The organism is Solwaraspora sp. WMMD792 (assembly GCF_029626105.1).
Taxonomy (GTDB): Bacteria; Actinomycetota; Actinomycetes; order Mycobacteriales; family Micromonosporaceae; genus Micromonospora_E.
Genome location: NZ_JARUBH010000009.1, coordinates 5,370,433 through 5,385,198 on the forward strand (window position 1 = coordinate 5,370,433; position 14,766 = coordinate 5,385,198).

Consider the following 14,766-nt stretch of genomic DNA (forward strand, 5'->3'; position numbering starts at 1 on the left):
GACGGTCAGGTGAACGATCAGGGGCACCTGGAACCCGACCTGTTCAGCGAGCTTGAGTCCTTGGAGGAGGCGGCCCGGCAAGCACGCCCGCAGTCGTACTCGCGCAGGCAGCTGGACCGAGCGCCCGGCCAGCGCTTCCGAAACCTCAGCAAGCGAGTCAGTGAGTGGCTCAAGCTCCGGCGCGCGCCCCGAAACGAGGAGCAACTCTGGACGGTTATCCGGCTTTGGTCCGATTGGGCCGGAATTCAACCGGATCAGGAGAAGTGGGTACGACTGCTCAACGGCGCACGCAACAGCACTAACGGCCTACTGACTCCGCCCCAGACACGGCCTCCCGGGTCACTTCCAGCCGTATGGAATGTGCCGGCGCGGAATCCCCGCTTCGTCGGACGTGACGACGTCCTGCAGGATCTACGTTCTAAATTGGAGGCCGGGGGACCGGTGCTCGTGCAGGCCGTAGCTGGCATGGGCGGAGTCGGCAAGACCCAGATCGCCAGGGAGTACGCTCATCGTTTCGCGGACTCCTACTCGGTGGTGTGGTGGATTCGAGCAGAGCAGGACAGTCTCATCGGAGACCAGTTCGCCGAGTTGACAGTCGATCTAGGTCTGGTGGAAGCCGGAAGCGATGTTGGTGCCGACATCGGCGCGGCTGTGCGGCTCGTCATGCGGCACCTGCGTGCCGCAAGCGGTTGGCTACTGATCTTCGACAATGTGGCGAGTGCCGACAAGATTGGCCCGTGGCTGCCCGGGGGCCGGGGGCACGTCCTCATCACCTCCCGCAACCCGGCGATCCAGGAAGTCGCCGACGTCGTTGACGTGAGTCTCATGGAGGGACGGCAGGCAGCCGAGGTTCTCGGCTCCTACCACCCGGCGCTCGATCAGGAAGACAGGCTGGCGCTGGCCGCCGCGCTCGGCAACCTGCCGCTCGCGCTAGCGCAGGCGGCCACGTTCCTCCGGCGGACCAGTATGTCGGCCGCCGACTATCTGGATGAGCTCTCTTCTCAGCCGGAACGCATCCTTGATCAGGGCCTGGCGCCTGGTTACGCCGACTCCTTCGCACGAGCGGTGCTACTCACGGCCAAGAGGCTCAGCAAGGAGAACCAGTCGGCCCTCGGGCTGCTCCGCATCGTCGCCTTTCTCAGCCCGGAACCGATACCCGTCGCTTTGCTGGAGCGGGCGGCCTCGGTGGTGCCGGTCCAAGGCGCACCACCGGACCTCGACGCGGTGCGGCGGGCGGCTGCCACTAAGCCGGACCTGCCTAGTGCTTTGGCTCAGCTGGTCGAGCATGGCCTCGTCGAGCGAGTCGACCATCGGCTCCAAGCGCACCGTCTGGTCCAGGATCTGCTCCGCAGCCTGCTGTCGGTCGCCGAGTTCGTCACCTACCAGCGGTACGCGGAGGCCCTTGTGGTCGCGGCGCATCCGGGGGATCCGGGTGAGCCGGTCACCTGGCGGGACTGGGCCACTTTGCTGCCACACGTCCTCGCCGTCCTCGATCATCGTGAACCAACGCCGCAGCTACTCGACCTGGCCTGTGACGCGGGCTGGTACCTGCTCATCCGGCGTGACATGCGAACGGCTCCCGCGCTGCTGGAGGGTTGGTTCCAGCGATGGGACAGGGAACTTGGCCGCGACGATCCGCACACCATCTCCGCGGCTCACCTGCTGGCGCTGGCGCACCGTGACTATGGACGACACGATCTCGCGCGGGCGCTCGACGAGGAGAACTACCGCTTGCAGCGGGAGCGGCGTGGAGCGGATGATCCCAATACGCTGCAGTCGGCAGCCAGCCTGGCCGCCGACCTGAGCGCGCTCCGCGACTTCTCGGCGGCCTTCGAGCTCAACCAGGACGTTCACCACCGCCGGCGACGAGTTCTCGGCGAGGACCATCCCGACACTTTGACATCAATGAGTAACCTCGCCGTGGTGCTCCATCGGATGGGCCGCCACACCGCTGCCCGAGACATGAACCAGGAAGTGCTCGATCGACGACGGGCGGTCCTTGGTGAACGCCATCCCGACACACTGACCTCCATGAGCAACCTCGCGGTCGACCTACGAGGCCTTGGTGAGACAGACAGCGCGCTGCAGTGGAACGAGCGGTTGGTGCAGCTGCGACGGGAGGTACTAGGACCAGACCATCCGGATACCCTGGTGTCCGAGTCCAACCGAGCCGACGTTCTGCGAGATCTAGGCCGTCGGACCGAGGCACTGTCGGTCTATCGATCGGTGCTGGAGAGGCGGATCAGAGTGCTGGGCGAGGACCATCAGGACACTGCGGAGACCGCCCGCAGGCTGCGAGGCCAACCGGTCTACCGCTCGGGCGAGACTCCTGTCGGGAGTATCCCTGTCGTCGCGGCCGACGAAACCGAGGAAGTGCCGCCCGGGATCGACACCGGAGTCCTGGATGTGGCCTCGCTGTCGCTGAGCGATCTGCGTCGCCTGGATCCGGCGACGGTGGAGTCGTCTATTGTGCAGATCCTCAAGCGACTGCAGGGTCCCAGTGTCTCGGGCTACCATGCGGGTGGAGGAGGTCTTAGCGACGGGTCCGGTCCGATTACCTGGCGTGTTAATCGCAGCATCAGGCATGCGGCTGAACGGAGTAGACCACTTGTCAGCCACTCCCTGAGCCGTGATGCACGCGATCAACTCGTGCGTGGGCGTGGCCAGCGGTGGGCAATTGTCGAGACTGCTTTGAAGCAGAAAAGCCAGCGATTACTGCTTTTGGTAGCCGTAATCGACATCGTCGAGGGCAGGGCTTCATCCACAGAGACGGACGGGGCCGTAGCACTCATGGACGAAGCACGTCAGTCGACGCCCCTCTCCGCAGATCGCGTGATCATGAGTCCTCAGGTCGGAGCCTGGCTGAGGTACACGCTCCAGCAGGCTGACGACGGGCGGGAAGCTGGCCTCCCGGACTGGGTCGTCCTAGGGCACCTGCAGGCTGTCGCGGCCGCCGTTGGCATCAACTCGTACATCGACTTCGATCTTCATATCCCGGTCTGGGATGGGATAGCCGCGCTGCCTACTTTAGGCGCAGCCATGTTCGGTAGCGGCGCGACCGGACTGGCGCGGATACGACGGTCCGGGTTGAACACCACCGTAACGTTCGAAGGACGCGTCGTAACGCTCCCCCTGTATCTGAGGGGGGACGGGCCAGGCTGGGTCGCGATCCGCAACATCAGTCCTACTGTGGTGTTGGACCCCATCGACCGGTACCTGCAACGTCAGCAGGGCCGATCGGTCTCCAACGTTCCGACGGACGCCAACAAGTGGGCTCTCTTGCTCTACGAATCCACACAGGTGATCCGGGAGTACGACACCGATGAACATGATGCGCTCCTGGAGTACCTAAGCTGCCTGGTCCCACTGCCCGCGGCACCTCTGCTCCGGCCAGCGAGCGCAAGCTCCTCAGCCGCCTTCGGATACATCGCCACCTCGCCGCCCGACGACCCAGTCTCGTTCGCCGGCACGCTCATCCACGAACTACAGCATTTCAAGTTCGGCGCGTTGCACAATCTGGTCTCCTTGTTCGAGCACCACGACGACCCCCGCTACTACGCGCCTTGGCGCGACGATCCGCGACCGCTCGGTGGCATGCTAAATGGCGCGTATGCGTTCACGGCAGTGGCCCGGTTCTGGCATCACCACCACCAACACCAGTCCCGGCCATACCGGGACCGGGCCATCTTCGAGTGCGGCCTCTGGCAGCAACAGGTCGCACGAGCACTGCACCAGATCCGCGACGACGTGCACCTCACCGCTCACGGGCGGAAGATGGTGAGCGCCCTGAGCGAGGTCTTGGACGAAATCGGGCATGTGGTGCCAACCAGCGTCGCAGAAACAGTCCGTCTGACGGCGGCAGACCACTGGGCCGGCTGGCGTGCACATCATCTCCGTGCCCCTAACGATCTTGTGCATGACCTCGCTGAACGCTGGGTCGCGACGCGGAGCGAGTCGGAACCCGTACCCTACGAACCACAGTTACGCCCACGGGCCGCGGTTCCAGCGCTTGACGCCCGAGCCACCCTGACGCGCTGGCGACTCGCCCGACCCGAGCGGTTCCACAAGCAACGCAACGATCCGGTCAGCGTGCCCGACGTGGTGCCGGACGCGACAGCCGGTGACGTCTACCTGGTAGCAGGAGACCTGCAGCAGGCACAGCACGCATACCTGGAGGCTATCGCTCAGGTCGATGGCCGACACCGTACCGCGCTGGTCGGGCTCGGACTGACCCTACGAAGACTGGGTGGCAGCCCGGCGGCCGACGCGCTCCTCACGTTCCCTGAACTCGTCGAGCAGGTCGCCGAGACGGTACGGAAGACAGCCGAGGATGCACCGCCCATCCTGGACCTCGCCGAATGGCTTGCCCAGGTGGTTGACGCCGGCTCTACTGCACCGCTGGAGTGGGGTTAACCCTGTGCCTGCCGAAATGTCATCCGTGCAGGTCAGGCGGCATGTTCGTACTCGTGGAGGATGCTGCCGAGGCGGTCATGCCGGTGGATGTTCAGGCGGGCGATCCGGTCCGGATCGGTGATCGGTTCGGGTAGCGGGGCGAGTGGTCGGGCGTTGGTGATGCCCTGATGAGGGCGATGTTCGTTGTAGAAGTTCTCGTACTCGCGGAGCGCGTGTTGTAGGCGTCGCTGGTTGAGGATCAGGGTCCGGTCGAGGAGTTCGCGCCGGCAGGTCCGTATCCAGCGCTCCATGATCGCGTTCATTCGGGGTATCCGGACGCCGGTGCGTACCACCGCAATGCCGGCGTCGGTGAGGATCGTGTCGAACAGGTGTCGGCGGCCAGTGAATACTCCCCGTAGGCGGTCATTTATCGCCCCGTTGGTGGCCAGGGATCTCCCCGTGGATGGCCAGATACCTCCCCGCTGACCAGGTCAGAGTGCCGGTCGGCGAGGGTCGACGGCGTGAAGAGCGGCAGGGAGATCGTGGAAATCTTGGAGGCATACGACCTCACGGGCAGTTACCGTGCGGCGGCTGAGTTGGCGGGGTGTGACCATCACACCGTTGCCCGTTACGTGCAGTTGCGGGAGTCCGGGCAGAGTCCCGAGGCGCGGGCGCACCGGGCCCGGCCGATCGATGAGTACATGGGCAAGATCGAGGAACTGGTAGCGCGTTCGGGTGGGCGGGTCCGCGCGGACGTGGTGCACAGGCGGATCACCGGGATGGGCTTCGGCGGTGGTGAGCGCACCACGCGGCGGGCGGTCGCGCAGGTCAAGGCCCGTTTCGCCGCCGGGCAGCGGCGGGTGTTCCGGCCGTGGATCCCGGAGCCGGGGCTGTGGCTGCAGTTCGACTGGGGTGAGGGGCCGCGTGTCGGTGGACGACGTACGTCGTTGTGGTGCGCGTGGCTGGCCTGGTCGAGGTTCCGGGTGGTGATTCCGACGGTCGACAAGACCCTGCCGACGATCGTGTCCTGTCTGGACAGCACGTTACGCCGGTTGGGTGGGGTGCCGGCGTACGCGTTGACCGACAACGAGAAGACGATCACCGTCGAGCATGTCGCGGACATCGCGGTGCGCAACCCGGAGATCGTGGCGGTGGCCCGCCACTACGGGATGACGATCCGCACCTGTATGCCGGCCGACCCGCAGTCCAAGGGCGGTTCGGAGAACACCGTGAAGATCGCCAAGGCGGACCTGGTGCCCACGGATGCGAACCTGCTGCCCGAGTACCGCAAGTTCTCCGAGCTTGAGGCGGCCTGCCGCCTGTTCACCGAGGAGGTGAACGCCCGGGTGCACCGCGAGACCCGCCGCCGCCCGGTCGAGGCCCTCGCCGAGGAACAGACCCGGCTGCACCCGTTGCCGGGCAAGCCGTTCACCGTCGCGTTCGGCACCACCCGCCGGGTCAACTGGGACTGCACCATCTCCGTCGAGGGCGTGCGTTACTCGGTGCCCCACACCCTTGTCGACACCCGGGTCTGGGCCCGCTTCCACGGTGACGAGCTGATCGTCACCGCGGTCGACGACGACGGTCCGACCGAGGTCGCCCGACATCCACGCTCCACCCCCGGCAGCCCGTCGATCATCGACGCCCACTACCCGACCAGGGCCAGCCGTGACGGCGACCGAACACCGAAGGCCCACACGGCCGAGGAAGCCGCGTTCCTGGCCCTCGGCCCGGGAGCCGCCGCGTGGCTCGTCGAGGCCGCCGCAGCCGGAACCCGAAGAGTGCGCCGCAAGATGGCCGACGCCTGCGCCCTGGCCAAGCTGCACGGCGCCGACCGCGTGGACCAGGCGTTGGGCACCGCCGCGATCGCCGGCCGGTTCGCCGACAACGACCTCATCCGCATCCTCGCCCACCAGGCCGCCGGCACCGCCGGCGAGGCCACCCGCGCCAGCGAGGCCCACAGCCTGCAACCGGGCACCTCCGCGTGGGCCCGCTTCGGCACCACCGACGACAGGAGCAACCCCTGATGGCCGCCCCGATCCGCACCATCACCGGCCCCGCCGGTGACCCCCTCACCGAGGCGATCGAGCTGACCCGCCGACTGAAACTGCCCCACATCCGCAAAGCGATGGCCGACCTGGTCCCGACCGCCAAAGCCCAACGCTGGGACCCCGCCGAAGTCATCCGGGTCCTCCTCGCCGAGGAAGCCGCCGGCCGCGACGCCGCGAACCTGCGCACCCGCCGCAAACGCGCCGCTTTCCCCGCCGGCAAGACCTTCGGCGACTGGGACGACACCGCCTCGTCAATCCCACGCCCCACACAGGACGCGCTCAAGACCCTGGAATGGGTACAACGCAAAGAGAACCTGTCCATCTGCGGACCATCCGGCACCGGCAAGAGCCACTTCTGCGAAGCCCTCGGCCAAGCCGCCGTCGAAGCCGGAATGACCGTGGCCTGGTTCACCATCGAAGACCTCGGCGCCCTCGTGCGCCGCCACCGCGTCGACGACACCGTCAACCGGGCGATGACCCGGCTCATCCGCTGCGACCTGATCATCGTCGACGACATCGGCCTGCTACCGGTCTCACCGGACGCCGCCGAAGGGTTCTACCGCCTCGTCGACGCCGCCTACGAACGCCGCAGCCTCGCCGTCAGCTCCAACCTGCACCCCTCCGGCTTCGAGGAGATCATGCCCAAGACCCTCGCCACCGCCACGGTCGACCGGCTCCTGCACCACGCCCACATCATCGTCACGCAGGGTGACAGCTTCCGACTCAACCAGGCAACCACCGGACAGGGAGTGAAGCCCTTGAACTGACACCCGAACAACCAACGGCGGGGAACTATCTGGCCACCGTTGGGGAGAAACCCCTGGCCGCCAGCGGGGACAAATGCCGGCCGCCTACGGGGAGGTCAGGAAGACCGTTGACAAACAGGGCCGGGTACTTACCGTCCCGGTAGCGGATCATGTATTTGACCTGGCAGCCCGCGTCTTCGAGGTCCATGACCAGATTGCGGGCGGTCTGTGCCACCCAGGCTGCGGTCGGATGGGCGGTGACGCCGAGGATGCGGATGCGGATGCGGCGGGTGGCGTGGTCGATGACGGCCAGGACGTAGAGCTTGGCGCCGGTCAGTGTAGTCGTTTCGAAGAAGTCCGCAGCGGTGATGGGGCGTGGGCCTGGGACCGTAGGAACGCCACCCACGTGCTGCTGGCGCGCTCGGGCGCCGGCTCGACACCGGCGTCCTTGAGGATCTCCCAGACCGTGGAGGCGGCGACCTTGAGGCCCAGGACGAGGAGTTCGCCGTGGATCCTGCGGTAGCCCCATGCCGGGTTCTCGCGGGCCAGGCGCAGGACCAGCCGGCGGATCGACCGGACGGTTCGGGGACGCCCGGCCCGGTGGGGCCGGGAACGGCGGGCGTGCCGACGGACGATCAGATCCCGGTGCCAGCGCAGCACCGTGTCCGGGCGGACCAGCAACCGCAGACGGTTCAGTGCGGTGCGCGGTAACGGGTGCAGCAGGGCGGCCATCCATGCCCGGTCGGGTCGCGTGAACCGGACTCGGTCGCCGTGCAGGTGCCGCTCGAGCACCATGATCTGGTGCCGCAAGGCGAGGATTTCGGCGTCCTTGTCGCGGTCGCTCATCGGCAGCAGCCGTAGCAGGGCCAGGGTGTTGGCCACGCCGAGGTACGCCAGTCGAAACAGCACACCCTATCGTCGCGCAGCACGCGACGTTGACCACTGTCGTGACCCTGTCTGCCGGATCCGCGCCGGGAACCGGCCGCTCCAAGGCCCGGTGATCAGATGGCTGTGACCAGGGTGGATGGGGTTTTCGGCATCCACAGCGCCAACTGGTGCTGCGGCTGGCCCGGGACAACCCCACCTGGGGATGCCGACGCATCCAGGGCGAGATGACCGGCCTGGGCTACCGGCTCGCGGCCAGCACGATCTGGGCGATCCTGACCAAAGCCGGTGCCGGTCCGGCTCCACGACGGGCGGGACCGACCTGGACCGAGTTCCTCACCACCCAGGCCAAAGGCATCCTGTCCTGCGACTTTCTACACGTCGACACCATCGGACTGACCCGCGTCTACGTCCTGTTCCTCATGGAGATCGCGACCCGGCGAGTACACCTGCTGGGCGCCACGACGAACCCGACCGGTGAGTGGGTGGCGCAGCAGGCCCGCAACCTCATGATGGACCTGGACGATCGTGCGAACCAGTTCCGGTTCCTGATCCGGGACCGGGACGCCAAGTACACCGCAGCGTTCGACACCGTGTTCCACGCCGCCGGTGTCGAGGTGCTCCGAACGCCACCCCAAGCACCCCGAGCGAACGCGTTCGCGGAACGCCGGGTACGCACCGTTCGGCGAGAGTGCCTCGACGGGACCTTGACCTACAACATCCGACATCTGCTCGCCGTGCTCGGCGAATACCTCACGCACTACAACGGGCATCGGCCACATCAGGGCCGCCGGCAACGCCCACCTGACCAGGACACGGTCCCAGCCCCAGTGACCGATTTGGGTACCGTCCGAGTGCGGCGCAGGAAGGTCGTCCACGGGCTGATCAACGAGTACGAGCAGGCCGCGTAGCCGAAACCGAGCCACCCAACGGGCGTCAACTCCGACCCAGGTCGGCCAGGCTCCACACCACAAAACCGCACTTCACGTGCCACGATCGAGTTTCCGAACGGTACAGGGCCGCAAACGGGTGGAGCCGTGGCCCGTTTGAGGATGTCGACGTCCTCGCGGAGCCTGCGGTTCTCCTGCCGCAGCCGCGCCAACTCGTCACGCTCGTCGCTGGTCAACCCGCCCGCCCGGGTGCCGGCGTCGACGTCGGCCTGCCTACCCACTCACGGACCGCGGTCTCGGTCAGGTCGAAGTCCCTCGCGACCTGCACGATTGTCCGGTCACCCCGCCGGCACACCTCGACGATCTCCGCCTTGAACTCCGGCGTGAACGCTCTGCTCGGCCGGCGTGGTTTCTTGCCCATGCCTTCCATGATGAACATCCTTCCGAGGAGCACACAGCCTCTCTGAGCTGGGATGTCCGTCAAACCGGGTCAGGCCCACGACCACGATCATCGGTACTGAGCCGGCTATGCTCCCTTGCCCTCATGAGGGCTCGGCAGACCTGGCCGAACTGGCGCTCGTCGTCGGTGGTGAAGGTCAAGACAAGAAGTCCTTGATGGTGGCACCACAGCTCGTACAGCCTGGGCCTCCGCTGCCTCAGCGCAGCTGCCAGCACGGCCACCATGACTGCAGACGCAACCAGGACGCCGCCGACACCGGCGCTCAGACTGGACCATGTCCACACGCTCGCCGCCCCGAGCGCAACAGCAAGCGCGGCGACGCTGATCCACAATCGGTCATACCGGCCGCGAGCCGTCCGTATGCTGTCGATCTCGTCAATCCTGAACCGTCTGCCCGCCAATACGAGGTACTCGCTCGTGACCGCAATTCCGGATCCCTGGTAGAAGATTCGCGGCTGTCGCGGTGAGGTGCTGGGGTCGCTCGCGGCGGCCCCAGTGGTCGACCGGCCGTCGGTGGGTGCCGCGTCAGGCGACATCTGAATTCCCCGCATTGATCTCAGAGCCGCTGGATGAGAGTGTCACGGCTTCCTCCGTAGCGTCCGTCAGCGGAACCTCATGCGTGCCGCCGACCTGCTGGACGGCGTTGCGGATGATCAGTGGCGCGCTTACGCCGATCAGGAATGCCCCGGCCGCCCCTGTCACCTGCTGGTCCGCCCCCAGAGCACCGGCTACGATCGCGCCCACCAGGAGACGCAGGAAGACGCAGCAGAGGTACAGCCCAAGGCCGAGCTCACCAGGGGCGTGCCACGGCCACACCTGATGCTTGCGGATCGAGGCCACCAGATTGAGCGCTTCCACGACGAAGCCGCCCGCAAGCCCCCACAGGGCAAGTTCCGGCACGCTCATCTGTCCACCGTAGGCGACCGTCGATGAGTCGGGTAGTGGCGGTCACAGCGGCGGTGTCGGGTTGGCCGGCAGGCCAGGTTGCCATGAACCGCTCGGGCCGCGTCGGAGCCTTCTGCGTGTCGGCCTGGTCGATGGCTCGCCGAGGCGGCTGAGGCGGAAGATCCGGCATGGCGCTCGACGAATGGGCCGTGTGGCATCCTCCAATGAGGTGGCTGACCGTCCGGGGCATCGTGGGTGACAATTGCGGCGACGGGTTCCTGAATGAACGGAGGTTTGGTGACGGACGACGACAGGGACGTTTGGCGCGAGCAGTTCAAAGGCCTCCTCGACCCACACGCCACCGACCATGACGACGTCCTGGATGTGGCAGCCGACGAGAACCGGTCCGGACTACGCCGGCGGCTACGCCAAAGGTATGCGCAGCGGCCAGGTGTCGACGGCATTCTGGTCAGGATCGACGGCCACGATGTCGGTATCGCGACCAGACGTACCGCGGACCGGGAGGCGGGTACCGCTGGCGACCAGGTATCGGGTGTCGACCCGGGTTCCGGCGACAGCGCCACGCTACCGGGTCTGCCAGCCGAGTTCCGCGCGATCACCTTCAGCTGTACGGATACCGACTGCACGGCCACGTCCCTGGCGAGCTTCTATGATGAGCGCAGGACGCCGTCCTGCCCGACTCACGGTCAGATGGCGGTGCGGCTGTGACGTTGCCTGCCGCGCCAGCGCCACCTTCTGCCATGGCCTCGCGGTTCTTCCTGGTCAGCTATCTCACCACGTACGCGGCGTCGCTGTTCCTGCTTCTGCTGATGTGGGCTGACCACGGCCGGGGCGTCTCATTCACGCGGGCCTGGCGGACGGCGTCGCAACTCACCGGGGTGCAGGTCGCCCTCGTCGTGCTGCTCGTACTGGTGATCGCTGTGCTGGTCACGCCGTTTCAACTCGGTCTGATCCGGATGCTGGAGGGTGTGTGGCCGCGCCGGCTCGGCGGAGCCTGGGGGCTGAATCGGCAACTGGCCCGCAAACGAAAGCTGGAGGTTGCCGCGATACCGACGTCCACCGGCCCCGCCGAGTTGTGGCGGGCCGGCACGACAGGACTGCGCCTCCGGATGCGGTACCCCTTGCCTGACCATCTGGTACGGGCGACCCGGCTGGGCAACATCCTGGCGGCGATGGAGGACCGGGCAGGGCGTGACTACGGGCTGGACGCGGTTGTGGCGTGGCCCCGGCTCTACCCGTTGCTGGACACCACGACGAAGGCCGTGGTCGATGACCGCCGGACAACGCTGGACACCATGGTCCGCCTTGCCGTGACGGTGTTCCTGACGGCGCTGGCGTCGGTGGTGGTGCTCGCTGACGACGGGCGGTGGCTTTGCTTGGCGGCTGCGCCACTGGCGGTGTCGCACATTGCCTACCTCGGCGCGATCCAGGCCGCCCTGGCCTACAGCGAGAGCGTCCAGGCCGCGTTCGACCTGCACCACCTCGCTCCCGCAGCAGCGTTCGGGCTATCCCGGCCGGAGACCTCGGCGGCCGAACGGACGACCAACCAGCAGCTGTGTGACCTGTGGCGGCAGAGCATCCCACACCCGTTCAACTACGCCACCGTCGAGCTGCCCGGAGATATGAGCGCAGGAGGCAACACATGACCCAAGACGTCCACCGGATCACCGTCCTGCCGTACTCCGCGGTCGTCGGTCAGGCGGAGTTGCGTCACGCGCTCGAAATAGGTCACATCGCCGGGCTGGGCGTCCTGGCGACCGGCCAACGCGGCACCGCCAAGTCCACCACCATCAGAGCGTTCGCGATGATGCTGCACCAGGATCTGCCGGTGACCCTTCCGCTGGGCGCCACGGACGACCGGGTCCTGGGCGGTTGGGATGTCGGCGCGCTTCTGGGCGATCAGAAAGACGCTGACCCGTGGCGTGAAGGACTACTGGAGCAGGCCGACCGGCTCGGGCTTCTCTACGTCGACGAGGTGAATCTCCTTGAGGACCACATCGTCAACATCATCCTCGACACCGCTGCCACCGGTATCCTCACCGTCCAACGTGATCATGCCCAGCAGGCGCCCAAGAGCGTCGACTTCGCGCTGGTCGGTTCGATGAACCCGGACGAGGGCCCGCTGCGGCCCCAACTACTGGACCGCTTCGGCCTCGTCGTCGCGGTACGTGACGACAACGACCGCGAAACCCGCAAGAAGATCCTGCAGGCCGTGCTCGCCTTCGACGTACACCGTCACGACCCGGAGTCGACGTTCATGCGGGACATGCGCCGGCAGGACGACACGCTACGGGAACGGTTGCGGCAGGCACGGTCACGGTACCCGGATGTCAGCAACGACGACCAGCTCATCGAGGCGTGCGCGGCCGTCGCGGAGGAGTTCCACCTCGTCGGCCACCGCGGCGAGCAGGTGATGCTGCAAGCGGCCCGGGCACAGGCTGCGCTGAACGGTGACGACCGGGCCGGCGTCGCGCACCTACGCCCAGCGGCGAAGGCCGCGATCATGCACCGTCGACCTGGCACCGAAGCCGGAACCCTGCGTGACTGGGCAGAGGCCGAGGACGACCGGCTGGAACGGGTACTGACGTCGGTGAGCGGAGACTGACCGCTATGACCCCAACTGACCTGGTCGACCTGCTCGGTTGCGCTGCGCTCGAGCCCGACCTCGGGGGCATCCTGTTCGTCGATCTCGACCCACGGCTGTTGCCGCCGTGCGCCGAGTTACTGGCCCGCGCCGTCGACGCCATCGACGGCAGTTCACCCGCATCGGTGATGGTCGGCGCCGACACCACCGACGAACAGCTGTGGCCCGGCTGGGGTCTGACGATGACCGCCGAACGCACAGTCACCATCGGCGCCAGGCCGGGACTGCTAAGTCCACTGACCGACGGAGCCGGCCCACTGCTGGTCGTCGCCGACCTGGCCCGTTGCGGCACCTCGGTAACCCGGGCCATCGTAGCGACGACGGGTACCGACGTGGTCCACATCGAACGTCCCGGCGTGAGCGCCCGGCGGCCCGCCCGCGCCAGATGGCTCGCCGCGTGCGCCGGCCGTGACCTCGCCACGCTGTCACCACACCTGCTCGACCGATTCCCGGTCCGCGTCAACGGCACCACCGTGCCGCGTTCACTGGTCTCCGACGAAGTCACCGTCTCCGAGCTACTCGGACGAGCCAGTCGCACTTCCCGACACCGACCGCCAACGCCCCCATCCGCGCTTGACCTCCTGCTGCGCCTTGACACCACCGGACAACCCAGCATCCGCCGCAGCCTCGCGCTGGCCCGCACCGCGCGGGCGGTAGCGGAACGCCGCAACAACAGGACGGTCGAACCAGCCGATGTCACACGCGCGGCCACGCTGATCGGCATCGCACCCGCCACCGCTGACCCCGCACCCGCACCCGCCGCCCCAACACCGCTGCACGATCCACCGCCGCTCGCCGACCTGACGCCACCCAAACCGACCAACCCAGTCGTTGACCACACCACCCCGGATATCGAGGACGCCGTCCGCGCCGAGACAGCCACCCCCGAAACCAGGCCGCCCCTCACCGTCACCGACCTTCACGCGCTGCGCCCCGAAGACGGCCCGGACGCGCTGCCCGAGCCGAGGTCCCTGCGGTGGGCAGTCACCGGCCACACCGCGTCCCGGCGGGCTTCCGGCCCGATCATCGGCCACGAACGCAGCGCCGACCTACGTGACCTCGCCGTCGTGCCGACACTCCTGCACTCCCTGCTGCGGACCTGGTCCACGACGCGACACTCCGGCGCACCTTCCGGCCGCCCGACTGTGGCGGCTTCAGACCTTCGACGGTACCGACGCAAGCACAGCCCACAACACGCACTCGTCCTTGTCCTCGACCACAGCATCCGCCGCGACTGGGACAGCTCACCCGGCCTGGCACCACACCTGCGGTGGGCCTACGACCACGGCGCCACCGTGTCCATCATCGAGTTCGGCCACACCGGCAGCGGGGACGAGCTACGTCCGGAACGGTACCGAACCCGCTCGATCGCCGACCCGCGGATCATCACGTCGCTGCGGCGTCCTCCTGGTAGCGCGTCGCCGCTCGCCGCCGCGATCGAACTGGCCATTGAGGAACTGCGCAGGCATATGCGTCGCGGCTGGGCGCCGGTCCGCTCGGCCCGTCTCGTGCTCGTCACCGACGGCCGCGGAAACGTGCCCCTCGAAGCCACCGCGAAACGCCGCGTAACAACCCGCGTCGCCCGGCAGGGCGTCGAGGACGCTCTGACAGCGGCGCGCACGATCTCCGGTCTGCACCGAGTGGCGACCACTGTCATCGCGCCCGTCGACGAGCAGTACCCCGCCCTGACCCCGGACCTCGCCTTCGCGCTCGGTGGCACCGTGACCCATGTACACGACGTACCCCTGACAGCCGGATGAGCGCCGACACAGCTACCAACCCCGGGATGCCG

At 67.4% G+C, this 14,766-nt stretch carries 11 protein-coding genes and 1 pseudogene; 8 read left to right on the forward strand and 4 right to left on the reverse strand.

Annotated features, from left to right (window positions below; all coding sequences use genetic code 11):
• Positions 1-9 precede the first annotated feature (9 nt).
• On the forward strand, positions 10-4,413 hold the full coding sequence (gene fxsT, locus O7629_RS25065) for an FxSxx-COOH system tetratricopeptide repeat protein (RefSeq protein ID WP_278172206.1): 4,404 nt from the start codon (positions 10-12) through the stop codon (positions 4,411-4,413).
• Positions 4,414-4,445: 32 nt separating this feature from the next.
• Here fxsT and O7629_RS25070 read toward each other — a convergent pair whose 3' ends face one another.
• Positions 4,446-4,715, reverse strand: a complete 270-nt coding sequence (locus O7629_RS25070; RefSeq protein WP_278172207.1) for an integrase core domain-containing protein — start codon at positions 4,713-4,715, stop codon at positions 4,446-4,448.
• Positions 4,716-4,913: 198 nt separating this feature from the next.
• Here O7629_RS25070 and istA point away from each other — a divergent pair, with 198 nt between their 5' ends.
• Together istA and istB are read left to right on the forward strand one after the other, a co-directional pair.
• Positions 4,914-6,419 carry an IS21 family transposase gene (gene istA / locus O7629_RS25075; protein ID WP_278172208.1) on the forward strand — a complete coding sequence of 502 codons (1,506 nt, stop codon included), beginning with the start codon at positions 4,914-4,916 and terminating at the stop codon, positions 6,417-6,419.
• A complete protein-coding gene (gene istB, locus O7629_RS25080) occupies positions 6,419-7,210 on the forward strand; it encodes an IS21-like element helper ATPase IstB (protein ID WP_278172209.1) in 792 nt (263 codons plus the stop codon). Before istA ends, istB begins: the two co-directional genes overlap by 1 nt.
• Positions 7,211-7,522: 312 nt before the next feature.
• On the opposite strand, the gene O7629_RS25085 is transcribed toward istB, so the two are convergent.
• Positions 7,523-8,098 carry a hypothetical protein gene (locus O7629_RS25085; protein ID WP_278172210.1) on the reverse strand — a complete coding sequence of 192 codons (576 nt, stop codon included), beginning with the start codon at positions 8,096-8,098 and terminating at the stop codon, positions 7,523-7,525.
• 146 nt (positions 8,099-8,244) lie between these two features.
• Here O7629_RS25085 and O7629_RS25090 point away from each other — a divergent pair, with 146 nt between their 5' ends.
• Positions 8,245-8,985 carry an integrase core domain-containing protein gene (locus O7629_RS25090; RefSeq protein WP_278172211.1) on the forward strand — a complete coding sequence of 247 codons (741 nt, stop codon included), beginning with the start codon at positions 8,245-8,247 and terminating at the stop codon, positions 8,983-8,985.
• A gap of 122 nt (positions 8,986-9,107) precedes the next feature.
• Here the strand turns inward: O7629_RS25090 and O7629_RS25095 are convergent.
• Together O7629_RS25095 and O7629_RS25100 are read right to left on the reverse strand one after the other, a co-directional pair.
• Positions 9,108-9,256, reverse strand: a pseudogene (locus tag O7629_RS25095) (IS3 family transposase); the annotation flags it as partial.
• 693 nt (positions 9,257-9,949) lie between these two features.
• Positions 9,950-10,330 (reverse strand): hypothetical protein, encoded by a 381-nt coding sequence (locus tag O7629_RS25100; protein ID WP_278172213.1) that lies wholly within the window; start codon positions 10,328-10,330, stop codon positions 9,950-9,952.
• Between the two features lie 276 nt (positions 10,331-10,606).
• Here O7629_RS25100 and O7629_RS25105 point away from each other — a divergent pair, with 276 nt between their 5' ends.
• The 4 genes from O7629_RS25105 to O7629_RS25120 are packed head-to-tail and all read left to right on the forward strand — an operon-like array spanning position 10,607 to position 14,734.
• On the forward strand, positions 10,607-11,038 hold the full coding sequence (locus O7629_RS25105; protein WP_278172214.1) for a hypothetical protein: 432 nt from the start codon (positions 10,607-10,609) through the stop codon (positions 11,036-11,038).
• A 32-nt stretch (positions 11,039-11,070) separates the two neighbouring features.
• Positions 11,071-11,976 carry a hypothetical protein gene (locus O7629_RS25110; protein WP_278172216.1) on the forward strand — a complete coding sequence of 302 codons (906 nt, stop codon included), beginning with the start codon at positions 11,071-11,073 and terminating at the stop codon, positions 11,974-11,976.
• Complete coding sequence (locus O7629_RS25115) at positions 11,973-12,935, forward strand: AAA family ATPase (RefSeq protein WP_278172217.1); 963 nt, start codon at positions 11,973-11,975, stop codon at positions 12,933-12,935. Before O7629_RS25110 ends, O7629_RS25115 begins: the two co-directional genes overlap by 4 nt.
• 5 nt (positions 12,936-12,940) lie before the next feature.
• Positions 12,941-14,734: a hypothetical protein gene (locus O7629_RS25120; protein WP_278172218.1), complete on the forward strand. Its 1,794-nt coding sequence runs from the start codon at positions 12,941-12,943 to the stop codon at positions 14,732-14,734.
• The last annotated feature ends 32 nt before the right edge of the window (positions 14,735-14,766 follow it).